Here is a 25366-nt window from a genome sequence, read left to right on the forward strand (position 1 = left end):
CACAGTCGTCCGGCGTACTTTCGCAACTGCAAGGACGCCCTAGTAAATATGCGGATGCCGAAGTACCATCGTCATAGTGCCAACGACGGCGCGAAGGGACATCGCACAATGACTCGTACCATTCCCCACTTCGTAGGCGGAAAGCACCTCACCCCCGAGGGAGGGCGCTTCGCCGACGTGTTCGATCCGAGCACGGGATCCGTCCAGGCGCGCGTGCCGCTGGCCTCCGCGCAGGAGGTCGCCGATGTGATCGCGAACGCCGAGGCCGCGCAGGTCGAGTGGGCGGCGACCAACCCCCAGAAGCGCGCACGGGTGCTGCTGCGCTTCCTCGATCTCGTGCAGCGCGAGATGACCGAGCTCGCCGAGCTGCTTGCGAGCGAGCACGGCAAGACGGTCGACGATGCGAAGGGCGACATCCAGCGGGGTCTCGAGGTCATCGAGTTCTCCGCGGGCGCGCCGCACCTGCTCAAAGGCGAGTACTCGACGGGTGCCGGCGCCGGCATCGACGTCTACTCGATGCGGCAGCCGCTCGGAGTGGTGGCGGCGATCACCCCGTTCAACTTCCCGGCGATGATCCCCCTGTGGAAGGCGGGCCCCGCCCTCGCCGCCGGCAACGCCGTGGTGCTCAAGCCCAGCGAGCGCGACCCCTCGGTGCCGGTGCGCATCGCCGAGCTGTTCCTCGAGGCGGGGCTGCCCGCCGGGGTCCTCAACGTCGTGCACGGTGACAAAGAGGCCGTCGACGCGCTGCTCACCGACGACCGCATCCGCGCCGTCGGCTTCGTGGGCTCGACACCGATCGCCGAGTACATCTATTCGACGGCGGCCGCGCACGGCAAGCGCGCGCAGTGCTTCGGCGGCGCCAAGAACCACATGATCGTCATGCCCGACGCCGACCTCGACCAGGCCGTCGACGCGCTGATCGGCTCGGGATACGGATCGGCGGGCGAGCGCTGCATGGCGATCTCGGTCGCGGTGCCGGTCGGCCAGGAGACGGCGGATGCTCTCGCCGCCAAGCTCACCCAGCGCGTGGCGCAGCTGCGGATCGGCCCGTCCCTCGCCTCCGACGTCGACTACGGGCCACTCGTCACCCGGGCTGCCGTCGAGCGGGTCGAGGGGTACATCCAGCAGGGGGTCGACGAGGGCGCGACCCTCCTGGCCGACGGTCGCGGCTTCACGGTGCCCGGTCATGAGCAGGGCTTCTACCTCGGACCGACGCTGTTCGACGACGTGACCACCGACATGGCGATCTACCGCGAGGAGATCTTTGGACCGGTGCTCGTGATCGCCCGCGCCGCCGATTACGAGGAGGCGCTGCGCATGGCATCCGAGCACGAGTACGGCAACGGCGTCGCGATCTTCACGCGCGACGGAGACGCGGCACGCGACTTCGCCGCACGGGTCGAGGTCGGGATGGTCGGCGTCAACGTGCCGATCCCGGTGCCGATCGCGTATTACACGTTCGGCGGCTGGAAGCGCAGCGGGTTCGGCGACCTCAACCAGCACGGCGCCGATGCCTTCCGCTTCTACACGAAGACCAAGACGGTCACGAGCCGCTGGCCGTCGGCCGGCATCCGCGACGGCGCCAGCTTCGTGATCCCCACCATGCACTGACCTCGCGACGCCCACAAGGAATCGACATGACAATGACCACCGTCACCACCACCGCCGAAGAGCGCGAGGCCATTCTCGACGCCGTCCGCGAGTTCGCCGAGACCGAGCTCGCACCCTTCTCCGCCGAGCGCGACGAGAAGCACATCTTCCCCCGCGAGTCGCTCGGCAAGGCCGGAGAGCTGGGCCTCGGCGGCATCTACGTGAGCGAGGAGTTCGGCGGCACGGGCCTCAGCCGCTCCGACACCGTGGCGATCTTCGAAGAGCTCGCGAAGGGCGATCCCGCCGTCGCCGCCTACATCTCGATCCACAACATGGTGGTGTGGATGATCGACACCTACGGCGACGATGCACAGCGCGGCCGCTGGCTGCCCGACCTCACCGCCATGCAGGAGTTCGGCGGCTACTGCCTGACCGAGCCGGGCGTCGGATCCGATGCCGCGAACGTCGCCACGAGCGCGGTGCGCGACGGGGACGACTACCTCCTCACCGGCGTGAAGCAGTTCATCTCGGGTGCCGGCGAGGCCGCCGTCTACGTGGTGATGGCCCGTACCGGCGAGCCGGGAGCCCGGGGCATCAGCGCCTTCCTCGTTCCCGGCGATGCCGAGGGACTCAGCTTCGGGGCGCCCGAGAAGAAGATGGGCTGGCACGCCCAGCCCACCCGTCAGGTGATCCTCGACGGCGTGCGCATCCCCGCATCCGGAATGCTCGGCGACGAGGGCCGTGGCTTCGCGATCGCGATGTCGGCGCTCAACGGCGGTCGCCTCAACATCGCGGCCTGCTCCATCGGAGGTGCCCAGTGGGCCCTGGATCGGGCGGTGCAGTACGTGCACGAGCGCGTGGCGTTCGGCGAGCCGCTGGCCGAGAAGCAGTCGATCCTGTTCGCGATCGCCGACATGCGCACCGACCTGCAGGCCGCTCGCCTCATGGTGACCGACGGGGCGCTGGCGGTCGACGAGCACGCCCCGGATGCCACGATGCGATGCGCGATGGCCAAGCGCTTCGCGACGGATGCCGGATTCGACGTCGCCAACCGCGCGCTGCAGCTGCACGGCGGCTACGGCTACCTGCAGGACTACGGCATCGAGAAGGTCGTGCGCGACCTGCGGGTGCACCAGATCCTCGAGGGCACGAACGAGATCATGCGCCTGATCGTCGGGCGCGAGATGCTGCGACCGGCGGGATCCGCCTCGATGCGGAGCGCATCATGAGCGAGTCGTCGAGCGTCCGGATCGCCTTCCTCGGACTCGGCCACATGGGGCTGCCGATGGCGAAGAACCTCGTCGCCGCAGGGCACGAGGTGCACGGGTTCGACCTGGTGCCCGCGGCGATCGAGGCGGCGCAGGCCGCCGGCATCCCCGTCGCGGCCAGCGGAGCGGACGCCGTCGCCGACGCCGACGTCGTCATCACGATGTTCCCGGCGGGAAGGCACGTGATCGACGCGTACCGCACCGAGCTGCTCGCCGCAGCCCGCCCCGGCACCCTGTTCATCGAGTCGTCGACGATCGCGGTCGACGAGGCCCGTGCCGCCCACGCGCTCGCGCTCGCCGCGGGGCATCGCAATGTCGACGCCCCGGTGTCCGGCGGCGTCGTCGGTGCCGAGAACGGCACGCTCGCGTTCATGGTGGGCGGCTCGGACGAGGACTTCGCCGCCGCACTGCCGGTGCTCGAGATCATGGGCACGCGCATCGTGCACTGCGGGGGGTCGGGGCTCGGCCAGGCCGCGAAGGTGTGCAACAACATGGTGCTCGCCGTCTCGCAGATCGCGGCGGCCGAGGCTTTCGTGCTCGGCGAGCGGCTCGGGCTCGAGCACCAGGCGCTGTTCGACGTGGTGTCGCAGGCGTCCGGTCAGTGCTGGTCCATCACGACCAACTGCCCCGTGCCCGGCCCCGTTCCGACGAGCCCGGCGAACCGCGACTACCAGCCGGGCTTCGCCGGTGCTCTGATGGCGAAGGATCTCGGGCTCGCGCTGCAGGCGATCGAGCAGACGTCGACCGACGCGCGGATGGGGCGCCTCGCCCAGCAGCTCTACGCCGCCTTCGCTGCGGGCGACGGCGCGACCCGCGACTTCTCCGGCATCATCACCGACATCCGCGACGGCAGCGTGTGAGCCGCGCGAGATACTGAGATGACCACGACGGAGAGGCCTTCACGATGACGGAATACGAGACGATCCTGGTCGAGCAGCGCGGACGTGTGGGGTGGATCACCCTGAACCGCCCCGAGGCGCTCAACGCGTTGAACAGTCGCCTCGCCGACGAGGTCACCGCGGCCGCTGTGGCCTTCGACCTCGACGACGGGGTCGGCGCCATCGTCGTGACCGGGTCTGAGAAGGCGTTCGCCGCCGGCGCGGACATCAAGGAGATGGAGGGCATGTCGGCCTCCGAGATGCTCGAGACCGATCATTTCGGCGTCTGGCATGAGTTCGCCGCGGTGCGCACGCCCGTGATCGCCGCCGTCTCGGGGTTCGCACTCGGGGGAGGATGCGAGCTCGCGATGATGTGCGACATCATCCTCGCCGCCGACACCGCGAAGTTCGGGCAGCCCGAGATCAACCTCGGCGTCATTCCCGGCATGGGCGGCACGCAGCGGCTCATCCGCGCCGTGGGCTACTACAAGGCGGCCGAACTCGTGCTGTCCGGTCGGTTCATGGGCGCCGAGGAGGCGGAGCGCTCCGGCCTCGTCTCGCGCGTCGTGCCGGCATCCGACCTCCTCGCCGAGGCTACGAGGCTCGCCGAGACCATCGCGTCGAAATCGCTGCCGTCGGTGTTCGCCGCGAAGGCCGCGCTCGACGCGGCGATGGAGACGACGCTCGCCGATGGCCTCGCCCACGAGAAGCGGGCGTTCGCCGAGCTGTTCGACACCGCAGACCAGAAGGAAGGCATGTCCGCCTTCCGGGAGAAGCGTGCGCCCGACTTCCAGAACCGCTGAGCGCCGCTCCACAACTCCGGAGGACCGCGCCCGTTCCGTGCCGAGCACCCGCCGGCAAGCCCGAACCCTCTCGGATCTCCGGAGTCATGGAACAGGGCGTGAACGCAGGCGGCGGGAGACCTCAGCCGCGCAGCGCGTCGACGATCTTCGCCACGCGCCGCTCGCGGGTCGCATCCTGTTTGGCCTCCGCCACCGAGCGGGCGTGCTCTTTGCGCACGGAATAGGGGAGCGCGTCGAAGGCGGCGCGCAGCGCGGTGTCGGCGTCGAGCACCTCCGCGAGGGAGGCGGGCACCTCGACAGTGCGCTCGGCCGCATCCAGCCGGATCACCGCATCGACCTCCTCGTCGATCTCGACGCCGAGGTCGGCGCGCACAGCCTTGCTGAAGCCGATCATGTTCGCACCTCCCATCCGGGCCAGGCGCAGACGGGCGGTGCGTCCTCCGATCGTGACCGCGACGGGGAACGCCTTCCCCGCTCCGAACGAGGCGACCTGCTCGTCGGTGAGGATGATCGCGGCCGCGGGGCCACGGCCTTCGAGGATCGTGTGCAGGCGCAGTTCGCTCATGCGGGCAGTGTACGCCCGCGTCCCTCGGCCTCGGATGCCAGGTGGGCGTTGCGCTCCTCGATCAGGCGTCGCATGTACTCGCGAAGGATCAGACGGTCGACGAGGCGTCCGATCGGACCGAACGGCGAGTGGAAGACGATCGTGTCGCGGGCCAGCGTTCCCTGCGGATGCTCCTCGAACACGTGCTCGTGCTCGAACGCTCCGAACGGCCCGGAGAGCTGCCGATCGCGGAACCCGCGCGGCGGGTCGACGTCGTACACGATCGTCCGCAGCCGGAACGGGATGCCGAAGTGCCGTGCCCGCCATGTGACGGTCGACCCCTCCGTGAACACGCCGCCGGCGGGAGCCTCGATCATGGTCTCCCGGTATCGCGCCATCGACCGCAGGTGCATCCCGGGGTCGAGGGCGACCGCGAACACCGTCTCACGCGGTGCGGCGATGACCGTCTCGAGCACGAACTCGGCCATGTCAGAGCGGCTCGGGCTGCGGCCTGGGGTCGGTGAAGTCGCCGGCGGCCTTGCGCATGCGGGCGACGATCGCGACGAGCTCGGCGGCATCCTCGCGGCTCATCCCCGGGTCGGCGAAGACGTCGGCGTTCAGGGCGTCCGTGGCGCGAGCCACGAGTTCTCGGCCCGACTCGGTCAGGGCGAGCAGTGCCGCACGGCCGTCGTGCGGGTGCGGTTCGCGCACGATGAGTCCGTCGCGCACGAGGCGCTCCGCGGTGCTCGTGACGGTCGTCGCGTGCACCTGCAGTCGGGCGACGACGCTCGACAGCGGCAGTCGGCCCGACCGGCTGAACGCCAGCAGACGCAGCATCTCGTATCGGGCGAAGCTGAGCGCGAAGGGCTTGAGCGTCGCGTCGACCCGCGCGAGCAGCAGCTGCTGCGCGCGCATGACGGAGGTGACGACGGTCATGCCGTCGGCGGCATCGGTCCATCCGTGCGCGAGCCACTGCCGCTTCGCCTCGGCGAGCGGATCGACGGGCAGCGGACGCGGTCGGTTCACGGTTCTACGGTAGGCCATCGCGTCGCCGCAGCCGGGACCCGGCACCCGGAAGACGACTGGTGGTCCTCAGTCGCTCATCGGGTGGGACTCAGTATCAAGGGACTAGAATCGACGCAGTCGTGAGGAGCAATCGATGAAGATCTTCGTCCTGGTCAAAGAGGTGCCGGACACCTATGGCGACCGCAAGCTGAACCTCGAGACCGGCCTCGCCGACAGAGGTGCCGGCGACGTGGTGCTCGATGAGATCACGGAGCGCGCGCTCGAGGTCGCGCTGAGCCATGCCGACAAGAACGAGGGCACCGAGGTGGTCGCGGTCGCGATGGCTCCTGGCGGCTCGACGGCATCGGTGCGCCGAGCGCTCGCGATCGGCGCAGGCTCCGCAGTGCACATCGCCGACGAGCAGCTCGCGGGGGCCGACCTCGGCCTCACTGCCGAGACGCTGGCCGCGGCGATCCGTCGCGGCGAACCCGACCTGGTGATCACCGGCAACCTGTCGACCGACGGCTCGGGCGGCGTCATGGCGGCGATGCTCGCCGAGCACCTGGGGTGGGCGCAGGCGACGGCGCTGACCTCGGTCGAGATCTCCTCGGACGGCATCACCGGAACCCGAGGGGCGGATGCCGGAGCGCAGCCGATCTCGGCATCCCTCCCGGCGGTGATCTCGATCACCGAGGCACTGCCCGACGCGCGCTTCCCCAACTTCAAGGGCATCATGGCGGCGAAGAAGAAGCCGCTCGAGGTGCTCACCCTCGACGACCTCGGTGTCTCCGCGGACCCGGCGGCCGCACCCCGCACCATCATGACGTCGGTCGCCGAGAAGCCGCCGCGCGCGGCCGGCGTGAAGATCGTCGATGAGGGCGATGCCGCCGAGAAGCTGGTCGAGTACCTCGTGCAGAACAGGCTGGTGTGACATGACCTACCCCGAGAACCCCATCCTCGTCCTCGTCGACCTCGACCCCGCGGGCAACCCCGCCAGCAGCACGGCGGCACTGATCGGCGCGGCCTCGACCGTCGGCGCTCCGGTCGCGCTCGTCGTCGGAGGGTCCGCAGACGCGGCGGCTCAGGTCGCCGCGGCCGGAGCGTCGGTCGTGCTCACGGCCGACGGCGACCCGACGGTGCTCACCGTGCCGATCGTCGATGCACTGCACGCGGCCTTCGAGCAGGTGGGGCCGGATGCCGTGCTGATCTCGAACTCGATCAGCGGACGCGATGTCGCCGGGCGGTTCGCCGTGCGCGCGAAGCTGGCGCTGTCGGTCGACGCCGTCGGCGTCTCGAGGGATGACGAGGGCATCGTCGCCCACCACTCCGTCTACGGAGGCGCGTACCTCACCGACTCGGCTCCCACGTTCGGCGCACCGGTCATCACGGTGCGTCAGGGCGCGGTCGATGCGCGAGCCGAGGCGGTGGAGTCGCCGACGATCGACGCGCTCTCCGTGTCGGCATCCGGCACCGTCGGGGCGACCGTCGGCGCGGTCGAGGCCGTCGAGTCCACGTCGACGCGGCCTGAGCTGCGCGGCGCCACGCGGGTCGTCTCGGGTGGTCGCGGCCTCGCCTCGAAGGAGAAGTTCGTGCTCGTCGAAGAGCTCGCCGACGCTCTCGGCGCAGCGGTCGGCGCCTCGCGCGCGGCGGTCGACGCCGGCTACATCCCCCAGTCGCATCAGGTCGGTCAGACGGGCGTCTCGGTCTCGCCGCAGCTGTATGTCGCCCTCGGCATCTCGGGTGCGATCCAGCATCGCGCGGGCATGCAGACGGCGAAGAACATCGTCGCGATCAACAAGGACGGCGAGGCGCCGATCTTCGACGTCGCCGACTTCGGCATCGTCGGCGATCTGTTCACGATCGTCCCGCAGGTGATCGCGGCCCTCGAGGCGCGGAAGAAGTAGCCATGGCGACGCGGATGCTCAGGCGCGGGCTCCCGCGCGTTCCCGGCGGCGAGCCGTGGCCTCCCGGCGACACCGCCGTTGAGGCGCCTGCGGATGCCGAGTACGCATCGCCGCTCTCGGCGCCGTCGACCTCGCTCGATGAGTCGGAGGAGGCGGCTCCGGTGGCTACCGCCCCGGCGGCTGCCGTGCCGGAGCCCGAGTCCTCGGTCGTCGAGCACGCGGTGCCGTCTGCGGCGAGTGGCGCGTCCCTTCGCCGAGGCCTTCCGCGCACGCCGGGTGGCGAACCGTGGCCTCCCGCGAGCGTGGCGGCTGTCGCAGGCGCAGGCGCTGCCACGGCGCGGGCATCGTCTTCGACGCCGGAGCCGGCGGATGCCGCCACCGACGCCGCGGCAGACGTGCCGACCCAGGCTGCCTCGCCGTCCACGCTCGACGAGCCGACGCCTGAGTCGGCCCCGGTCGTCGCGCAGACGGGATCCGTGCGTCGCGGTCTGCCGCGAGTCGCAGGCGGAGATCCGTGGCCCCCGGCGGATACCGTTCCGCTGATCGCAGTCGCCTCGGACGCGGCCTCCTCCATCGCCGTCGATGCCCCGGCTGCCGCGGACGCCCCGGCAGCCGCGGATGCCCATGCCTCCGCGGATGCAGCCCCCGAGGTCGCGGCATCCGCACCGGCCGTCGCTCCGGCATCCGCACCCACCACGGCCGTCGCCACCGCCGCCGCGTTCGCGCTCGGGGATCCTTCGATCCCGCTGCCCGCTCCCCGCACCGTCTGGAACGGCAGTGCGCCTCGGCACGTCACGGCGACCGCTCCGGCATCCGACCGACCTCGGCCGACCTGGACCCAGGCGATCGCCGTCCTCCTCGGCGCCGCGGCGCTCGGCATCCTGGCGGCCGCTGCCGTGGCGTTCGTGCGGGCGCTGCTGAGCTTCCCGTTCATGCAGGACTTCCTCGCCGCGTTCCCCGGCGAATACGAGCCGGCCGTCGCCGTCGAACCGGGATTCGCCCCGTGGACCAACTGGGCGCACTTCTTCAACGTGTTCCTGATGGTGCTGATCATCCGGTCGGGCCTCCGCATCCGCAACGAGAAGCGCCCGACCGCGTTCTGGACCCCGCGCAACGATCCCAAGGGCAAGGTCAGCCTGACGATCTGGTTCCACCAGGCGCTCGACATCCTCTGGCTCGTGAACGGCGTGATCTTCGTGGTGTTGCTGTTCGTCACCGGACACTGGGCGCGCATCGTGCCGACGAGCTGGGAGGTCATCCCGAACGCGCTGTCGGCCGCGCTGCAGTACGTGTCGTTCGACTGGCCGACCGAGCACGGCTGGGTGAACTACAACAGCCTGCAGCAGCTGGCCTACTTCGTCACGGTGTTCATCGCGGCTCCCTTGGCGGCGGCGACCGGGTTCCGCATGTCGGGGATGTGGCCGAAGAAGGCCGAACGTCTCTCGAAGGCCTACCCGATCGAGTGGGCCCGCGCGCTGCACTTCCCGATCATGATCTACTTCGTGGTGTTCATCATCGGACACGTCGCGCTGGTGTTCCTCACCGGGTTCCTGCGCAACCTCAACCACATGTACGCCTCCTCGGATGCCGTCGGCTGGACTGGGTTCTGGGTCTTCGTGGCATCCCTGGTGGTGATCGCCCTCGGCTGGGTCGCCGCCCGGCCGCTCGTCATCGCCCCGATCGCGAAGCTGTTCGGCACCGTCTCCGGACGTTGACCCGTCCACGATTCAGCCCAGACCGCTTCCGACGCAGCGAAACGGCCCCCTGCCTGAGGCAGGGGGCCGTTCATGCGAAAACGTGAGCGCGAGGCCACGAGGCGCGGGCTCAGCGCACGAAGCGCACCTCGGTCAGCGTCTCGCCGAGGAACGGCTCGGTGTGGCTCGCGCCGTCGAGCGTGAATCCGTTGCGCGTGTAGAAGCGGTGGGCGCGGGGGTTGTCCTCTGCGACCCACAGGTAGAGAGGTTCGTCCTTCTCGACGGCGGCGTCGAACAGCTTCTGGCCGATGCCCGTGGAGTGGTACGCGTCGAGCAGGTAGATGAAGTACAGCTCGCGGAACGCCGGGGCGTCCTTGTCGCGGGCGGGGCCGGAGCCGACGAACCCGACGATCTCTCCGTCGACGAGCGCGGCGCGCATGGTGAACTCGGGGCCCTGCGAGGCCCAGTGCGTCCACAGCTCGGCCATGCGGCGGGGCGAGACCTTCTCGAGGGCTGCCTTGCTGATCAGGTGGTCGTAGGTCTCGTGCCAGCACTGCGCGTGCACGCGACCCAGGGCTTCCGCATCCACATCACGGACCGGACGGACGATGACTTCAGGCTGGGCTTCGGCGCTCATATCGCGACTCTACGCGCGGGGTCCGCGAAGAGGAAATCGAACGGAAGCGTTCCCGCAGCACCGATATGCCGCTGGAGACATCGCACAACGATGTTCGCGAATCGTTCGTCGCTGGCTACGATCAGTGCTCGTGAACGTGATCTGGCGCACTCTCCTCGTGATCCTCTCCGCCCGTCGCCGCGTGCGGCGAGGCAAGACCCTCGACGCGGGCTCCGTCAGCAGCATCACACTGACGACGCTCCCCACCGACATCGACATCCTGCGCCACATGAACAACGGTCGCTACCTGTCGCTGTTCGACCTCGGCCGCTGGGACCTGCTGATCCGCACGGGGCTGTTCGACGCGATGAACGAGCGCGGCTGGTACGCCGTCGTGTCGAGCGAGACCGTCACCTTCCGCAAGTCCCTGCAGCTCTGGCAGCGGTTCGAGGTGCAGTCCCGGTTCATCGGACACGACGACAAGGCCGTGTTCCTCGAGCACCGAGCCGTCGTCGGCGGCGAGATCTACGCACGGGTGATCGTGCGCTCGCGGATGCTGCGCCGCACCGGCGGCACGGTCAGCAACGAGGAGCTGTTCGCCGCAGTGGGCAAGCCCGAGGGCGTGCCCGAGATCGACCCGTGGGTGCACGACTGGGCCGCGGCATCCGCTCTGCCTCCCGTGCGCACCTCCGCGCCGAGCGTGTGGAACTGACGCCGTGACCGATCCGTGGGGTCTCGAGACCCGCGCACCGGGCTCGGTGCTGCTGGTGGGATGCGGCAAGCTCGGCGTGCGACTCGGCGAGCGGCTCGTCGAGCAGGGCGCACAGGTCACAGCCATGCGCCGGAGTGCAGGGGAGATGCCCTTCCCGACGATCGAGGCGGATCTGCGGCATCCGCTCGACCGCGACCTTCCGGCCTTCGACTCGGTCGTGATCACGCTGCCGCCCAGCACCGAGGGCGACTCGATCTATCCACCGGCGCTGCGCGGGCTCGCGAAGGCCCTGCCCTCGATGCCGGAGCGGGTCGTGTTCGTGTCATCGACGCGCGTGTTCGAAGGGCGTCCTGGCGAGACGCCGCTGACCGAGCGCGACGCGACGCGGGTCTCGAGCGAGCGAGGCGGCGATCTGGTCGAGGGCGAGCAGCTGGCCATGGAGCTGTTCGGTGCTCGCATCGTGCGGCCCGCCGGCATCTACGGCCCGGGACGCGACTTCCTCATCCGACGGGTGCGAGAGGCGGCACCGGTCGACCACACGCGTCGCACGAACCGGATCCACGAGACGGACCTCGTGCGGCTGCTCGAGGCGATGCTGCGTGCCGACTCCGCGCCACCGCTGATCCACGCCGTCGATCGGGAGCCGGTGCTGCTCGGAGACGTGGTCGCGCATATCGCCACCCGGCTCGGCGTCGAGCCGCCGCCGCACCTCGACCCCGAGGTCGGCGGCGGGACGGTGCTCGACGGGCATCTGCTGCAGGAGTTCCTCGGCGATCTCGACTACCCGACCTTCCGCGAGGGATACGACGAGATGATCGCCGCGCTCTGAGCGGTTTCACCTCTTCCGGTCGCAGTCGTGCCGCCCGCCCGCGCGTTCGACGGCACGAACTGCGACCGGAACCGCACGACGCGATCGTCGCTCAGGGCCAGGCGCTCACCGCGGTCCTAGGCTGAGCTCATGGCCGACCCGATGCCCTCCACGGATCCCGAATCCGTCTCGCTCGCGGACCGTGCGGTCGAGCTCGCCCGCCGCTGGGTGATCGAGGCCGCGGCCGCCGATGTCGACCCGGCGGCCGAGCGCCTGGCCGGTGTGCTGCAGGATGCCAATGGCCTCCCGTTCACGCTCGGATTCGTCGACGGGGTCATGCGCCCCGAGAGCCTGAGCGCCGCGGCATCCCAGCTGCACCGCATCGCCCCGATCGTGCCCGACTTCCTGCCGTGGTACCTGCGGTCGGCCGTGCGCATCGGCGGCGGAGTCGCGCAGATGCTGCCGAGCCCCGTGGTGCCCATCGCCCGCCGGGTGCTGCGCGAGATGGTCGGTCACCTCGTGGTCGACGCCCGACCGGCGAAGCTCGGTCCTGCGATCGAGAAGATCCGCGAATCGGGCGCACGACTCAACCTCAATCTGCTGGGAGAGGCCGTGCTCGGCGAGGCCGAGGCGCAGCGGCGGCTCGACGGCATCCATGAGCTGATCCGTCGTCCCGATGTCGACTACGTCTCGGTGAAGGTGTCGGCGATCGTCAGCCACATCTCGATGTGGGCGTTCGACGAGGTCGTGCAGTCGGTCGTCGAGCGACTCCTTCCGCTATATCTGACCGCCGCGGCGGATCGCACCTTCATCAACCTCGATATGGAGGAGTATCGCGACCTCGATTTGACGATCGCGGTGTTCACGCGCATCCTCGAGGATCCGCGGCTCGAAGGTCTCGAGGCCGGCATCGTGCTGCAGGCCTATCTGCCCGACGCCCTGCCGGCGCTGCAGCAGCTCACCGCCTGGGCTCGCGAGCGCGTCGACCACGGCGGCGCCCCCATCAAGGTGCGGCTCGTCAAGGGAGCCAACCTCGCGATGGAGCGGGTCGAGGCGCGGATGCACGGATGGACGCAGGCGACGTACGACACGAAGCTCGACACCGACGCCAACTATCTGCGCTGCCTCGACTGGGCGCTGCGCCCCGAGAACGTCGCCGCCGTGCGTCTGGGGATCGCGGGTCACAACCTGTTCGGCATCGCCTATGCGTGGCTGCTCGCGGGGGAGCGGGGTGTCCGCGCTCTCGATCCGGGATCGGCGACCGCCGCGAACTCGCAGCCGCCGATCGAATTCGAGATGCTCCTCGGCATGGCGCAGGGGCAGGTGCAGGCCGTCTCCCGCGAGGTCGGCGAGGTGCTTCTCTATGTCCCGGTCGTGAAGCCGAGCGAGTTTGACGTCGCCATCAGCTACCTGGTGCGCCGGCTCGAAGAGAACGCGTCGAGCGACAACTTCCTGTCCGCAGCATTCCGCCTCGGTGACGATGAGGCGCTGTTCGTGCGTGAGCGCGACAGGTTCCTCGATGCGGTCGACCGCTCGGCGTCCCCGACGCTGCAGGTGGGGGCGCTGCGCAGCCAGGACCGACTCGCACCCGTGCACGAGTCCATGCGGCCCGTGCCCGTGGCGCCTGCGCCCGAGGAGGGGCTGACCCAGGCGGTGCTCGGAATCTCGCGCGGATCGGATGACCCGACCGGGCCGTTCCTGGAGACCGCGGTCTACGCCCCGCGCGAGATCGATGAGGCGACCGGCGGCGCGCCGGGCTTCGCGAACACGCCCGACAGCGATCCGTCGCTTCCGGCCAACCGGGACTGGGCTCGCGAGATCACCGCCCGGATCGACGACTCCACCCTCGGCGTCTCGACGATCGAGGCCGCCCGGATCGACGATGCGGACACGCTCGAGGCCACGATCGCGGGCGTGCACGACGCCGCGGCTCTCTGGGGTGCTCGCCCCGCCGCCGAGCGGGCCGAAGTGCTGCTGCGCGCGGCCGCCGCTCTGGAAGGGCGCCGCGGAGACCTGATCGAGGTCGCGGCCTCCGAGACCGGCAAGGTCTTCGCCGAGGCCGACGTCGAGGTCAGCGAGGCCGTGGACTTCGCGCGCTACTACGCCGCCAAGGCGCGGGAGTTGGATGCCGTCGCCGGCGCCACGTTCGACCCGGCGCGCGTGACGGTCGTCACCCCACCGTGGAACTTCCCGCTCGCGATCCCCGCGGGCGGCGTGCTCGCCGCGCTCGCCGCGGGCTCCGGAGTCGTCTTCAAGCCGGCTCCGCAGGCTCGCCGCTGCGCGGCGGTCATCGCCGAGACGCTCTGGGAGGTCGGCGTTCCCCGCGACGTGCTCGCCCTCGTCGACATCGAAGAGGGCGATCTCGGCCGTGAGCTGATCTCGCACGAGTCCGTCGATCGGGTCATCCTCACCGGTTCGTGGGAGACGGCGGCGCTGTTCCGCTCGTGGCGCCCCGAACTGCCGCTGCTCGCCGAGACCAGCGGCAAGAACGCGATGATCATCACCCCCTCGGCTGATCTCGATCTCGCGGTCGCCGATCTGGTACGCAGCGCCTTCGGGCACGCGGGGCAGAAGTGCTCGGCGGCCTCCCTCGCGATCCTCGTCGGACCCGTCGGACGCTCCCAGCGCTTCGCCCGTCAGCTGGCCGATGCCACTCGGTCGCTGCATGTCGGCTGGCCCACCGATCCGCTCGCCGAGGTCGGACCCGTGATCGAGCGACCCGAGGGCAAGCTCGCGTGGGCGCTCACCGAGCTCGAAGGCGACGAGCAGTGGCTCATCGAGCCCGCCGTCTCGACTGACGACCCCACGGGGCGCCTCTGGCGACCCGGCATCCGTGTGGGAGTGCAGCCGGGTTCGCGGTTCCACACCGAGGAGTTCTTCGGCCCGGTGCTCGGCGTCATGCACGCGCCGACGCTGGAGCGGGCGATCGATCTGCAGAATGCGGTCGAGTACGGTCTGACCGCCGGACTGCACACGCAGGACCCGGCTGAGCTCGCGCTCTGGCTCGACCGCGTGCAGGCCGGCAACCTCTACGTGAACCGGGGCATCACCGGTGCGATCGTGCAGCGCCAGCCGTTCGGCGGGTGGAAGCGCTCCTCGGTGGGCCCCGGCGCCAAGGCCGGCGGCCCGAACTACCTCATCGGACTCGGATCCTGGCGGTCGAGCGGGTCCGGCACCGTCTCGAGCACTCTTCATCTGCGCGGGCTGGACTCGCGCATCACCGACCTCATCGAGTCGGCCCAGCCGTCGCTCGACTTCGAGGCCTTCGAGTGGCTGCGTCGTTCTGCGCTCTCGGATGCGCTCGCCTGGGACCGCGAGTTCGGGCAGGTGCGCGACGTGTCGCACCTCGGGATCGAGCGCAACCTGTTCCGCTACCGCCCGGTGCCGGTCGCGATCAGAGCCACCGCGGATGCCGGCTGGCAGGAGCTGCTGCGCGTCGTCGTCGCCGCGGTGCGCGCCGGCGCCCGGTTCGTGCTGTCGACGCCCGTCGGTCTTCCGGCGCCGGTTCGCCGCGCTCTCGGCGAGCTCGGCGCCGTCGTCCACATGGAGAGCGACGACGAGTGGATCGAGCGGATGCGGCGGCGCGGCGAGCAGCCGTCCGCGACGCTCGAATCCCTCGACGACGAATTGCGACCGAGCCGGGTGCGGCTGGTCGGGCCCCGCGACTCCGTGGCAGCGCTGCACCGCGCACTGGCGACAGCCGTCGGCGGCGATCCCGACCTCGCGGTGTACGACGGCGAGGTCACCTCCGCCGGGCGCATCGAGCTGCTGCCTTTCGTGCACGAGCAGGCCATCGCGATCACCGCGCACCGCTACGGCAACCCCGACGCCTGGAGCGCCTCCGTCATCTGACGCCGCGCGAGCGCGGTGTAAAGAATTCTTGACACAGCGGATGCCGCAGGCGTAACCTCGTGTCAAGAATCTTTTACACGGGAGGGTGTCATGGTCTACGAGGAGCGCAACGTCTGGGTCGGTCTCGTCGTCAGCCTGATCGCCATCACGGCGTACGTCGTCGCGGTGCTGCAGCAGGCGGCCGGCGGTCCCGTGACCGAGGTCGACTGGCCGCCGCTGATGCTGTGGATGATCGGCGGCGGAATCGTCGTGACCATCGCGATCAGCATCATCTGGGGCATGATCGCCGGCGCGCGCGACCCCGACGGCGTGGGCAGGTCCGACATCCGCGATCGGGACATCGGTCGCATGGGGAGTCGTGTCGAGCAGGCGTTCGTGGCCATCGCGGGCACCGGCGTGATCCTTCTCTGCGCGATGAACGCGGACGTCTTCTGGATCGCCCACGCCATGTTCGCGGGCTTCGCGATCGCGACGATCGTGGGCGGGATCGCGCGGGTCGTGGCCTATCGCCGGGGTCTCGTCTGATGGTCAAGCCGACGCTCGTCTCCAACCGCATCCGTGCGCATCGGGAGGCCGCCGGTCTGACCCAGGCCGAGCTCGCCCGCCGCGTCGGCGTGACTCGCCAGACGCTGATCGCGATCGAGCAGGAGAAGTACTCGCCGACCCTCGAACTGGCCTTTCAGATCGCCCGGGCATTCGGCGTCGGCATCGACGACCTGTTCCAGTACCCCGAGCCCACGACCACGGAGGTGTGAGATGACCGAGACGATGCCTGCCTGGGTGCGTGAGACGTACGGCCCGTCCGACGGAGTGCACCTCGAGCAGATCCCCGTTCCGATCCCGCGTCCGGGCGAGGTGGTGCTGCGCGTCGAGGCGACCGCCCTCAACGCCGGTGATATCCGCCTCATGCTCGGAGACCCCCTGCTCGTGCGTCCGGTCTTCGGCCTGACGCGCCCGAAGCATCCGGTGCGGGGAATGGAGGTGGCCGGCACCGTCGTCGCCGTCGGATCCCAGGAGATCGGCGCCGAGGTCGGCGAGCGAGTGGTGGGCGAGCTCGTCGGAGGCGGGGGACTCGCATCGCATGTCGCTGTGCCCGCGACGCGCCTCGTCCCGATCCCGCCGGATGTGACCTCCGTGACTGCGGCCTGCCTGCCGATCGCCGCAGGCACCGCATGGCAGGCACTCGACCACGCGGGCATCGGCTTCCGCTCCGTCAAGCACACTGCGGCGGGCCATGTCCCTCGAGTCCTGGTGCTCGGCGCCTCCGGGGGAGTGGGCACCTTCGTGGTGCAGCTCGCGGCGCTGCGCGGTTCCGAGGTCTGGGCGACGTGCGGCGAACGCAGCGCGCGCCTCGTCGAGCACCTCGGCGCCGTGCGCACCCTGGACCATCGCCGCTCGCCGCTGACGGAGCTGCCTGCAGCACACTTCGACGCGGTGATCGACATCGCCGGAGGGATGCCGCTGCGCGACCTGCAGCGCCTCGTGATCTCCGGCGGCCGGGTGGTGCTCGTGACGGGCGACGGCGGCCCCGTGCTGGGCCCGATCCCGCGGATGGTGAAGGCGGCGTTCCTGTCGATCGGTTCGAGCCGCCGCATCCGCCCGCTCGCGGCGAGCCCTCGTCCGGAGATCCTCGCGAAGCTGCTCGAGCTCACCGCCGAGGGGCGGATCACACCCGTGATCGAGCGCGAATTCGGATTCGACGAGGCCCGCGCGGCCCTCGCGCACCTCGAGGCCGGTCATACGGTCGGCAAGGTCGTCGTCCGCGGAGCCTGAGCGAGAAGCGCCTGCGCTCTGGCGGCGTCCAGGGGGCGGGTGACAGAATGGATGCTGGCGTGCCCGAGTCGCATCTTCCCCGGGCGCCGGCTCTCATCGAGCGGCGCGGGTCGAAGGACCGCCGGGCCCCTGGACAGCGTCCGCCGCATCCGTTCGAGGAGCCCCATGTCTGTCGAAACCACTGCGCCGGCATCCGAGACCGCAGCCCCGGTCCGCACCGCACACCACCGTCACTACCTGATGTGCACGCCGTCGCACTTCACGGTGAACTACTCGATCAACCCGTGGATGGAGCCCTCGAAGCCGACCGACACGGCCAGGGCGGTCGAGCAGTGGCAGAAGCTGCACGACCTGTACCTCGAGCTCGGCCATGAGGTCGAGCTGATCGAGCCTCTCGCCGGGTTCCCCGACATGGTCTACACGGCGAACGGCGGGTTCCTGATCGACGGCCGCGCCTACGTGCCGAAGTTCCGCTTCGTCGAGCGCCAGGGCGAGGCGCCCGCGTTCGCCGACTGGTTCCGCGCCGCGGGCTACGACACCGTGATCCCCGAAGAGGTCAACGAGGGCGAGGGCGACTTCCTGCTCGTCGGCGACGTGATCCTCGCCGGCACCGGGTTCCGCTCGACCGGCGACAGCCACCGCGAGGTCGGCGACGTCTTCGGCCGTGAGGTCGTGTCGCTCAACCTGGTCGACCCGCGCTTCTACCACCTGGACACCGCGATCGCGGTGCTCGACCCCGTGCAGGGCGTCGAGAACGGTGGCCCCGAGCGCGCGAACATCGCGTATCTTCCCGGCGCGTTCGACGACGAGAGCCGGGCGATCCTCGAGGAGCGCTTCCCCGAGGCGATCCTCGTGTCCGACGAGGACGGATCCGTCTTCGGTCTCAACTCCGCGAGCGACGGCTACAACGTGATCATCTCGCCGCGCGCGAAGGGCTTCGAGAAGCAGCTGCGCGAGCGCGGCTACAACCCGATCATGATCGACCTGTCCGAGCTGCTGCTCGGCGGCGGCGGCATCAAGTGCTGCACCCTCGAACTGCGCGGTGCGGTGTGACCGCCGTCGACTCGGGCGTGAGCGCCGAGGTGACGGCGGAGCCGCACGTCGCCCACAACTACCACCCGCTGCCGGTCAACATCGCCCGGGGTGAGGGTGCGTGGGTGACGGATGTCGAGGGCAAGCGGTACCTCGATCTGCTCGCCGCCTATTCGGCGGTGAACTTCGGGCACCGGCATCCGGCTCTCGTGGCGGCCCTGACCGAGCAGCTCGGTCGCGTCACCCTCACGAGCCGCGCCTTCATGAGCGATCGGCTCGAGCCGTTCGCCGCCGCGCTGTCGACTCTCGCCGGCAAAGACATGGTGCTGCCGATGAACACCGGCGCCGAAGCGGTCGAGACCGGCATCAAGGTCGCTCGCGCATGGGGGTATCGCGTCAAGGGCATCGCGGACGACCAGGCGCGCATCATCGTCGCGGCCGGCAACTTCCACGGCCGCACCACGACCATCGTCAGCTTCAGCGACGACCCGGAGGCGCGGACGGACTTCGGCCCGTACACGCCGGGGTTCGACGTGGTTACCTATGGGGACGCGGATGCCGTCGCAGCGGCCATCACCGAGAACACCGCCGCCGTGCTGATCGAGCCGATCCAGGGCGAGGGCGGAGTGGTGATCCCCCCGGAGGGCTACCTGCGCCGCATCCGCGAGATCTGCGACGAGAAGAACGTGCTGTTCATCGCCGATGAGATCCAGTCGGGTCTCGGCCGGGTCGGCGAGACCTTCGCCTGCGATCGGGAGGGCGTCGTGCCCGACCTGTATCTCCTGGGCAAGGCGCTGGGCGGCGGGATCCTTCCGGTGTCGGCGGTCGTCGGCGACGCGGACGTGCTCGGAGTCATCCGCCCGGGTGAACACGGTTCGACGTTCGGGGGCAACCCGCTCGCCGCGGCCGTCGGCCTGCGGGTCGTCGAGATGCTCGAGTCCGGGGAGTTCCAGGAGCGCGCTCGCGCACTCGGCGCCCACCTCGCCGCTGGCCTCGAGCCGCTGATCGGGCACGGGGTGACCGAGGTGCGCATCGCCGGGCTGTGGGCCGGCGTCGACATCGACCCCGCCAAGGGCACCGGCCGCGAGATCGCGGAGAAGCTTCTCGACCGGGGCGTGCTCGTCAAGGACACCCACGGTCAGACGATCCGCATCGCCCCTCCGCTGGTGATCCGCGCGACCGAACTCGACTGGGCGGTCGAGCAGCTGAAGCTGGTTCTCGGGGCGTGACGCCCTGTCCGCCGGGCGACACGCCCGGCGGACAGCCCGGATTTGCCGGAACCCCGGAACCCACGTAACTTATTACTTGTTCGCCCCACAGGGAAGCGGAGAGGCCGAGAGCCTTACCCCCCTCAAGCGGAGAACCACCTCCACTCGATCAGCTCCTCGGAGCAGATCGCAGACACACTTCTGTCTGACCTGGAGCTTCCACTTCGGAGAAGCGGTCGATTTGACAGCGACTCCGGAACGGATAAGCTAGTGAAGTTGCCTCGGCGGCCTTGAGCCCCGAGCTGCAGATCTGGTTCTGAGCCTCACGGCGTGTCGATTTGACAGGCCAAATGGCACAGATAAGATAGAGAAGTTGCCCTTCGGGCCTGGTTGTGATGACTGGGTCGTGGGAGCATCCGATCCTTGAGAACTCAACAGCGTGCACTTGTCAAATGCCAAATAACCTCGATTCAGCTTCGGCTGGATGAGATTCCTTTGGATCAAAGACCAACCTCCTTGTGGGGTTGGCAACGGATAAAGTCAGCAATGATTTGTCTCTTTGGTCAGCATCAAACTCGCTGCGTCACCGTTTTCCCGGTGTCGTATGCATTTCTTTTTTACGGAGAGTTTGATCCTGGCTCAGGATGAACGCTGGCGGCGTGCTTAACACATGCAAGTCGAACGGTGAACACGGAGCTTGCTCTGTGGGATCAGTGGCGAACGGGTGAGTAACACGTGAGCAACCTGCCCCTGACTCTGGGATAAGCGCTGGAAACGGCGTCTAATACTGGATACGAGTAGCGACCGCATGGTCAGTTACTGGAAAGATTTATTGGTTGGGGATGGGCTCGCGGCCTATCAGCTTGTTGGTGAGGTAATGGCTCACCAAGGCGTCGACGGGTAGCCGGCCTGAGAGGGTGACCGGCCACACTGGGACTGAGACACGGCCCAGACTCCTACGGGAGGCAGCAGTGGGGAATATTGCACAATGGGCGCAAGCCTGATGCAGCAACGCCGCGTGAGGGATGACGGCCTTCGGGTTGTAAACCTCTTTTAGCAGGGAAGAAGCGAAAGTGACGGTACCTGCAGAAAAAGCGCCGGCTAACTACGTGCCAGCAGCCGCGGTAATACGTAGGGCGCAAGCGTTATCCGGAATTATTGGGCGTAAAGAGCTCGTAGGCGGTTTGTCGCGTCTGCTGTGAAATCCGGAGGCTCAACCTCCGGCCTGCAGTGGGTACGGGCAGACTAGAGTGCGGTAGGGGAGATTGGAATTCCTGGTGTAGCGGTGGAATGCGCAGATATCAGGAGGAACACCGATGGCGAAGGCAGATCTCTGGGCCGTAACTGACGCTGAGGAGCGAAAGGGTGGGGAGCAAACAGGCTTAGATACCCTGGTAGTCCACCCCGTAAACGTTGGGAACTAGTTGTGGGGTCCATTCCACGGATTCCGTGACGCAGCTAACGCATTAAGTTCCCCGCCTGGGGAGTACGGCCGCAAGGCTAAAACTCAAAGGAATTGACGGGGACCCGCACAAGCGGCGGAGCATGCGGATTAATTCGATGCAACGCGAAGAACCTTACCAAGGCTTGACATATACGAGAACGGGCCAGAAATGGTCAACTCTTTGGACACTCGTAAACAGGTGGTGCATGGTTGTCGTCAGCTCGTGTCGTGAGATGTTGGGTTAAGTCCCGCAACGAGCGCAACCCTCGTTCTATGTTGCCAGCACGTAATGGTGGGAACTCATGGGATACTGCCGGGGTCAACTCGGAGGAAGGTGGGGATGACGTCAAATCATCATGCCCCTTATGTCTTGGGCTTCACGCATGCTACAATGGCCGGTACAAAGGGCTGCAATACCGCGAGGTGGAGCGAATCCCAAAAAGCCGGTCCCAGTTCGGATTGAGGTCTGCAACTCGACCTCATGAAGTCGGAGTCGCTAGTAATCGCAGATCAGCAACGCTGCGGTGAATACGTTCCCGGGTCTTGTACACACCGCCCGTCAAGTCATGAAAGTCGGTAACACCTGAAGCCGGTGGCCTAACCCTTGTGGAGGGAGCCGTCGAAGGTGGGATCGGTAATTAGGACTAAGTCGTAACAAGGTAGCCGTACCGGAAGGTGCGGCTGGATCACCTCCTTTCTAAGGAGCATCTGACTCTTTGGAGTCCAGAACCCAGATCGAAGACGTTCGTTCTTCGCTGGGAGCTCATGGGTGGAACATTTGACATGGTGCGAAGGAAGAAGCTCTCGCTTAGTACACCGCTTGCGGTGGGAACGGGGAGGGTTTCGGATGTCGCACTTGCACGCTGTTGGGTCCTGAGGGACCGGATGCGATCTTCGGATCGTTTCTGTACCTCTGGGCCTCTTGTTGTTTCCCCTGTGGGGGTGGCGAGAAGGGGTACCGCCCGTACTTTGAGAACTACACAGTGGACGCGAGCATCTTGCAGCCGGCTTCGGTCGGTTGCACAAGATGATCTTAAAGATCATTAGTCAATTTCATGCCAGGCCTTTGGGTCTGGTGTCGATTCTGATTCAAACTCATGTGATTTCAAGTCTTTAAGAGCAAACGGTGGATGCCTTGGCATCTGGAGCCGAAGAAGGACGTAGCAATCTGCGATAAGCCTCGGGGAACTGATAAGCAAGTTTTGATCCGAGGGTGTCCGAATGGGGAAACCCCGCTGGGCGGCGTGCCGACCTAGTGACTCCCGCCTGAATATATAGGGCGGGTAGAGGGAACGTGGGGAAGTGAAACATCTCAGTACCCACAGGAAGAGAAAGCAACCGCGATTCCGTTAGTAGTGGCGAGCGAAACCGGAACAGGCTAAACCTAGCGTGTGTGATAGCCGGCAGGCGTTGCACGTTGGGGGTTGTGGGACTTTTCAGTCATCTCTGCCGAGATGGCGGCGTTACACGATGGTATAGACGAACGGTCTTGAAAGGCCGGTCATAGAGGGTGCCAACCCCGTAGTCGAAATGCCAACCGTGGCGCGAAGAGTATCCCAAGTAGCACGGGGCCCGTGAAATCCCGTGTGAATCTGTCAGGACCACCTGATAAGCCTAAATACTCCCAGATGACCGATAGCGGACAAGTACCGTGAGGGAAAGGTGAAAAGTACCCCGGGAGGGGAGTGAAATAGTACCTGAAACCGTTTGCTTACAAACCGTTGGAGCAGCCTTAGTAGCTGTGACAGCGTGCCTTTTGAAGAATGAGCCTGCGAGTTAGCGATATGTGGCGAGGTTAACCCGTTGAGGGGTAGCCGTAGCGAAAGCGAGTCTGAATAGGGCGATTCAGTCGCATGTCCTAGACCCGAAGCGAAGTGATCTATCCATGGCCAGGTTGAAGCGACGGTAAGACGTCGTGGAGGACCGAACCCACTTAGGTTGAAAACTGAGGGGATGAGCTGTGGATAGGGGTGAAAGGCCAATCAAACTTCGTGATAGCTGGTTCTCTCCGAAATGCATTTAGGTGCAGCGTTGCGTGTTTCTTGCCGGAGGTAGAGCTACTGGATGGCCGATGGGCCCTACAAGGTTACTGACGTCAGCCAAACTCCGAATGCCGGTAAGTGAGAGCGCAGCAGTGAGACTGTGGGGGATAAGCTTCATAGTCGAGAGGGAAACAACCCAGACCACCAACTAAGGTCCCAAAGCGCGTGCTAAGTGGGAAAGGATGTGGAGTTGCCTTGACAACCAGGAGGTTGGCTTAGAAGCAGCCACCCTTGAAAGAGTGCGTAATAGCTCACTGGTCAAGTGATTCCGCGCCGACAATGTAACGGGGCTCAAGCACGCCACCGAAGTTGTGGCATTGACATTATTGGTAGGCCTTCGTGGTCCAGCCGTGTTGATGGGTAGGAGAGCGTCGTGTGGCCAGCGAAGCGGCGGTGTAAACCAGCCGTGGAGGCTACACGAGTGAGAATGCAGGCATGAGTAGCGAAAGACGTGTGAGAAACACGTCCTCCGAAAGACCAAGGGTTCCAGGGTCAAGCTAATCTTCCCTGGGTAAGTCGGGACCTAAGGCGAGGCCGACAGGCGTAGTCGATGGACAACGGGTTGATATTCCCGTACCGGCGAAGAACCGCCCAAGCTAATCCAGTAGTGCTAAGTGTCTGAATCCCAGTGACTGATCCCTTCGGGGTGACGCGTTGGGCCTAGCGCACGACCCCATTCTGGTGCGGTTAGCGTATTAACAGGTGTGACGCAGGAAGGTAGTCCAAGCCAGGCGATGGTTGTCCTGGTGCAAGTGCGTAGGCCGAGAGATAGGCAAATCCGTCTCTCACATAGGCTGAGACACGATGCGGATAAAAAGTGGATGATCCTATGCTGCCAAGAAAAGCATCGACGCGAGGTTCTAGCCGCCCGTACCCCAAACCGACTCAGGTGGTCAGGTAGAGAATACCAAGGAGATCGAGAGAATCGTGGTTAAGGAACTCGGCAAAATGCCCCCGTAACTTCGGGAGAAGGGGGGCCTTCGACGTATTAGGACTTGCTCCGAAAGCGTTTGGAGGCCGCAGAGACTAGTGGGTAGCGACTGTTTACTAAAAACACAGGTCCGTGCCAAGTCGCAAGACGATGTATACGGACTGACGCCTGCCCGGTGCTGGAAGGTTAAGAGGACCGGTTAGCCGCAAGGCGAAGCTGAGAATTTAAGCCCCAGTAAACGGCGGTGGTAACTATAACCATCCTAAGGTAGCGAAATTCCTTGTCGGGTAAGTTCCGACCTGCACGAATGGCGTAACGACTTCCCAACTGTCTCAACCGCGAACTCGGCGAAATTGCATTACGAGTAAAGATGCTCGTTACGCGCAGCAGGACGGAAAGACCCCGTGACCTTTACTACAGCTTGGTATTGGTGTTCGGTGTGGCTTGTGTAGGATAGGTGGGAGACTGTGAAGCATGGACGCCAGTTCATGTGGAGTCATTGTTGAAATACCACTCTGGTCACTCTGGATATCTAACTTCGAACCGTAATCCGGTTCAGGGACAGTGCCTGGTGGGTAGTTTAACTGGGGCGGTTGCCTCCCAAAAAGTAACGGAGGCGCCCAAAGGTTCCCTCAACCTGGTTGGCAATCAGGTGTCGAGTGTAAGTGCACAAGGGAGCTTGACTGTGAGACTGACAGGTCGAGCAGGGACGAAAGTCGGGACTAGTGATCCGGCAGTGGCTTGTGGAAGCGCTGTCGCTCAACGGATAAAAGGTACCTCGGGGATAACAGGCTGATCTTGCCCAAGAGTCCATATCGACGGCATGGTTTGGCACCTCGATGTCGGCTCGTCGCATCCTGGGGCTGGAGTAGGTCCCAAGGGTTGGGCTGTTCGCCCATTAAAGCGGTACGCGAGCTGGGTTTAGAACGTCGTGAGACAGTTCGGTCCCTATCCGCTGCGCGCGTAGGAAATTTGAGAGGATCTGACCCTAGTACGAGAGGACCGGGTTGGACGAACCTCTGGTGTGTCAGTTGTTCCGCCAGGAGCACCGCTGATTAGCTACGTTCGGGATGGATAACCGCTGAAAGCATCTAAGCGGGAAGCCGGCCTCAAGATGAGATTTCCATACCTTCGGGTGAGAGGCTCCCAGCCAGACTACTGGGTTGATAGGCCAGATGTGGAAGTGCAGTAATGCATGCAGCTGACTGGTACTAATAAGCCGATGACTTGATAACACACCGTTTGTTGGTGCTACGCGTCCA

19 protein-coding genes and 2 rRNA genes are annotated in these 25366 nt (G+C 66.7%); 17 read left to right on the plus strand and 4 right to left on the minus strand.

Going from position 1 to position 25366, the window contains the following annotated elements; genetic code table 11:
• Positions 1-108: 108 nt before the first annotated feature.
• The 4 genes from ACZZZF_RS13495 to ACZZZF_RS13510 are packed head-to-tail and all read left to right on the plus strand — an operon-like array spanning position 109 to position 4539.
• A complete protein-coding gene (locus ACZZZF_RS13495) occupies positions 109-1611 on the plus strand; it encodes a CoA-acylating methylmalonate-semialdehyde dehydrogenase (protein ID WP_056280628.1) in 1503 nt (500 codons plus the stop codon).
• A gap of 26 nt (positions 1612-1637) precedes the next feature.
• Complete coding sequence (locus ACZZZF_RS13500) at positions 1638-2819, plus strand: acyl-CoA dehydrogenase family protein (protein WP_072591951.1); 1182 nt, start codon at positions 1638-1640, stop codon at positions 2817-2819.
• Entirely contained in the window at positions 2816-3718 is a 903-nt protein-coding gene (gene mmsB, locus ACZZZF_RS13505) for a 3-hydroxyisobutyrate dehydrogenase (protein WP_463498832.1), read from the plus strand. Before ACZZZF_RS13500 ends, mmsB begins: the two co-directional genes overlap by 4 nt.
• Positions 3719-3762: 44 nt before the next feature.
• Complete coding sequence (locus ACZZZF_RS13510) at positions 3763-4539, plus strand: enoyl-CoA hydratase-related protein (protein WP_053097849.1); 777 nt, start codon at positions 3763-3765, stop codon at positions 4537-4539.
• A gap of 121 nt (positions 4540-4660) precedes the next feature.
• Here ACZZZF_RS13510 and ACZZZF_RS13515 read toward each other — a convergent pair whose 3' ends face one another.
• From ACZZZF_RS13515 to ACZZZF_RS13525, 3 genes are read right to left on the minus strand one after another with little or no spacing between them, the layout of a single operon-like run.
• The gene (locus tag ACZZZF_RS13515) at positions 4661-5104 is read right to left on the minus strand and encodes a YdeI/OmpD-associated family protein (protein ID WP_230101226.1); all 444 of its coding nucleotides are present in this window, start codon (positions 5102-5104) and stop codon (positions 4661-4663) included.
• Positions 5101-5571: an SRPBCC family protein gene (locus ACZZZF_RS13520; protein ID WP_320488850.1), complete on the minus strand. Its 471-nt coding sequence runs from the start codon at positions 5569-5571 to the stop codon at positions 5101-5103. Before ACZZZF_RS13520 ends, ACZZZF_RS13515 begins: the two co-directional genes overlap by 4 nt.
• 1 nt (position 5572) lies before the next feature.
• The gene (locus ACZZZF_RS13525) at positions 5573-6109 is read right to left on the minus strand and encodes a MarR family winged helix-turn-helix transcriptional regulator (RefSeq protein WP_053099260.1); all 537 of its coding nucleotides are present in this window, start codon (positions 6107-6109) and stop codon (positions 5573-5575) included.
• A gap of 133 nt (positions 6110-6242) precedes the next feature.
• On the opposite strand from ACZZZF_RS13525, the gene ACZZZF_RS13530 reads away from it, so the two are divergent.
• From ACZZZF_RS13530 to ACZZZF_RS13540, 3 genes are read left to right on the plus strand one after another with little or no spacing between them, the layout of a single operon-like run.
• On the plus strand, positions 6243-7019 hold the full coding sequence (locus tag ACZZZF_RS13530) for an electron transfer flavoprotein subunit beta/FixA family protein (RefSeq protein ID WP_053097843.1): 777 nt from the start codon (positions 6243-6245) through the stop codon (positions 7017-7019).
• A 1-nt stretch (position 7020) separates the two neighbouring features.
• The gene (locus ACZZZF_RS13535; protein WP_463498835.1) at positions 7021-7992 is read left to right on the plus strand and encodes an electron transfer flavoprotein subunit alpha/FixB family protein; all 972 of its coding nucleotides are present in this window, start codon (positions 7021-7023) and stop codon (positions 7990-7992) included.
• A gap of 2 nt (positions 7993-7994) precedes the next feature.
• Positions 7995-9707 (plus strand): cytochrome b/b6 domain-containing protein, encoded by a 1713-nt coding sequence (locus ACZZZF_RS13540; protein ID WP_463498838.1) that lies wholly within the window; start codon positions 7995-7997, stop codon positions 9705-9707.
• Positions 9708-9816: 109 nt separating this feature from the next.
• Here ACZZZF_RS13540 and ACZZZF_RS13545 read toward each other — a convergent pair whose 3' ends face one another.
• The gene (locus ACZZZF_RS13545; protein ID WP_053097837.1) at positions 9817-10323 is read right to left on the minus strand and encodes a GNAT family N-acetyltransferase; all 507 of its coding nucleotides are present in this window, start codon (positions 10321-10323) and stop codon (positions 9817-9819) included.
• A gap of 130 nt (positions 10324-10453) precedes the next feature.
• On the opposite strand from ACZZZF_RS13545, the gene ACZZZF_RS13550 reads away from it, so the two are divergent.
• The 10 genes from ACZZZF_RS13550 (at position 10454) to ACZZZF_RS13595 (ending at position 25339) form a co-directional block, all read left to right on the plus strand.
• Entirely contained in the window at positions 10454-11014 is a 561-nt protein-coding gene (locus ACZZZF_RS13550; RefSeq protein WP_056280685.1) for an acyl-CoA thioesterase, read from the plus strand.
• Between the two features lie 4 nt (positions 11015-11018).
• Positions 11019-11843, plus strand: coding sequence for a Rossmann-fold NAD(P)-binding domain-containing protein (locus ACZZZF_RS13555; RefSeq protein ID WP_463498841.1), 825 nt, complete (start codon positions 11019-11021; stop codon positions 11841-11843).
• A gap of 129 nt (positions 11844-11972) precedes the next feature.
• Positions 11973-15674 (plus strand): proline dehydrogenase family protein, encoded by a 3702-nt coding sequence (locus ACZZZF_RS13560; RefSeq protein ID WP_463498844.1) that lies wholly within the window; start codon positions 11973-11975, stop codon positions 15672-15674.
• Positions 15675-15764: 90 nt separating this feature from the next.
• Positions 15765-16199, plus strand: coding sequence for a hypothetical protein (locus ACZZZF_RS13565; protein WP_447648231.1), 435 nt, complete (start codon positions 15765-15767; stop codon positions 16197-16199).
• Positions 16199-16429, plus strand: coding sequence for a helix-turn-helix transcriptional regulator (locus ACZZZF_RS13570; RefSeq protein ID WP_053097831.1), 231 nt, complete (start codon positions 16199-16201; stop codon positions 16427-16429). Before ACZZZF_RS13565 ends, ACZZZF_RS13570 begins: the two co-directional genes overlap by 1 nt.
• A gap of 1 nt (position 16430) precedes the next feature.
• A complete protein-coding gene (locus ACZZZF_RS13575; protein WP_463498847.1) occupies positions 16431-17447 on the plus strand; it encodes an NAD(P)-dependent alcohol dehydrogenase in 1017 nt (338 codons plus the stop codon).
• Positions 17448-17612: 165 nt separating this feature from the next.
• Positions 17613-18500: a dimethylargininase gene (gene ddaH / locus ACZZZF_RS13580; RefSeq protein WP_053097827.1), complete on the plus strand. Its 888-nt coding sequence runs from the start codon at positions 17613-17615 to the stop codon at positions 18498-18500.
• Entirely contained in the window at positions 18497-19708 is a 1212-nt protein-coding gene (rocD, locus tag ACZZZF_RS13585) for an ornithine--oxo-acid transaminase (RefSeq protein ID WP_463498849.1), read from the plus strand. The genes ddaH and rocD overlap by 4 nt, the downstream gene beginning before the upstream one ends.
• Positions 19709-20303: 595 nt before the next feature.
• Positions 20304-21828, plus strand: a 16S ribosomal RNA gene (locus ACZZZF_RS13590).
• A 406-nt stretch (positions 21829-22234) separates the two neighbouring features.
• A 23S ribosomal RNA gene (locus ACZZZF_RS13595) occupies positions 22235-25339 on the plus strand.
• Together the 16S and 23S rRNA genes form the textbook arrangement of a ribosomal RNA operon.
• Positions 25340-25366: the final 27 nt, after the last annotated feature.

The organism is Microbacterium sp. AC215 (genome assembly GCF_979258645.1).

Excerpts from the sequence above, each read along its gene's own strand:
- ACZZZF_RS13495 (WP_056280628.1), top strand. The coding sequence starts at position 109 with ATGACTCGTACCATTCCCCACTTCGTAGGCGGAAAGCACCTCACCCCC.
- ACZZZF_RS13500 (WP_072591951.1), top strand. The coding sequence starts at position 1,638 with ATGACAATGACCACCGTCACCACCACCGCCGAAGAGCGCGAGGCCATT.
- mmsB (WP_463498832.1), top strand. The coding sequence starts at position 2,816 with ATGAGCGAGTCGTCGAGCGTCCGGATCGCCTTCCTCGGACTCGGCCAC.
- ACZZZF_RS13510 (WP_053097849.1), top strand. The coding sequence starts at position 3,763 with ATGACGGAATACGAGACGATCCTGGTCGAGCAGCGCGGACGTGTGGGG.
- ACZZZF_RS13515 (WP_230101226.1), bottom strand. The coding sequence starts at position 5,104 with ATGAGCGAACTGCGCCTGCACACGATCCTCGAAGGCCGTGGCCCCGCG.
- ACZZZF_RS13520 (WP_320488850.1), bottom strand. The coding sequence starts at position 5,571 with ATGGCCGAGTTCGTGCTCGAGACGGTCATCGCCGCACCGCGTGAGACG.
- ACZZZF_RS13530 (WP_053097843.1), top strand. The coding sequence starts at position 6,243 with ATGAAGATCTTCGTCCTGGTCAAAGAGGTGCCGGACACCTATGGCGAC.
- ACZZZF_RS13535 (WP_463498835.1), top strand. The coding sequence starts at position 7,021 with ATGACCTACCCCGAGAACCCCATCCTCGTCCTCGTCGACCTCGACCCC.
- ACZZZF_RS13540 (WP_463498838.1), top strand. The coding sequence starts at position 7,995 with ATGGCGACGCGGATGCTCAGGCGCGGGCTCCCGCGCGTTCCCGGCGGC.
- ACZZZF_RS13545 (WP_053097837.1), bottom strand. The coding sequence starts at position 10,323 with ATGAGCGCCGAAGCCCAGCCTGAAGTCATCGTCCGTCCGGTCCGTGAT.
- ACZZZF_RS13560 (WP_463498844.1), top strand. The coding sequence starts at position 11,973 with ATGGCCGACCCGATGCCCTCCACGGATCCCGAATCCGTCTCGCTCGCG.
- ACZZZF_RS13565 (WP_447648231.1), top strand. The coding sequence starts at position 15,765 with ATGGTCTACGAGGAGCGCAACGTCTGGGTCGGTCTCGTCGTCAGCCTG.
- ACZZZF_RS13570 (WP_053097831.1), top strand. The coding sequence starts at position 16,199 with ATGGTCAAGCCGACGCTCGTCTCCAACCGCATCCGTGCGCATCGGGAG.
- ACZZZF_RS13575 (WP_463498847.1), top strand. The coding sequence starts at position 16,431 with ATGACCGAGACGATGCCTGCCTGGGTGCGTGAGACGTACGGCCCGTCC.
- ddaH (WP_053097827.1), top strand. The coding sequence starts at position 17,613 with ATGTCTGTCGAAACCACTGCGCCGGCATCCGAGACCGCAGCCCCGGTC.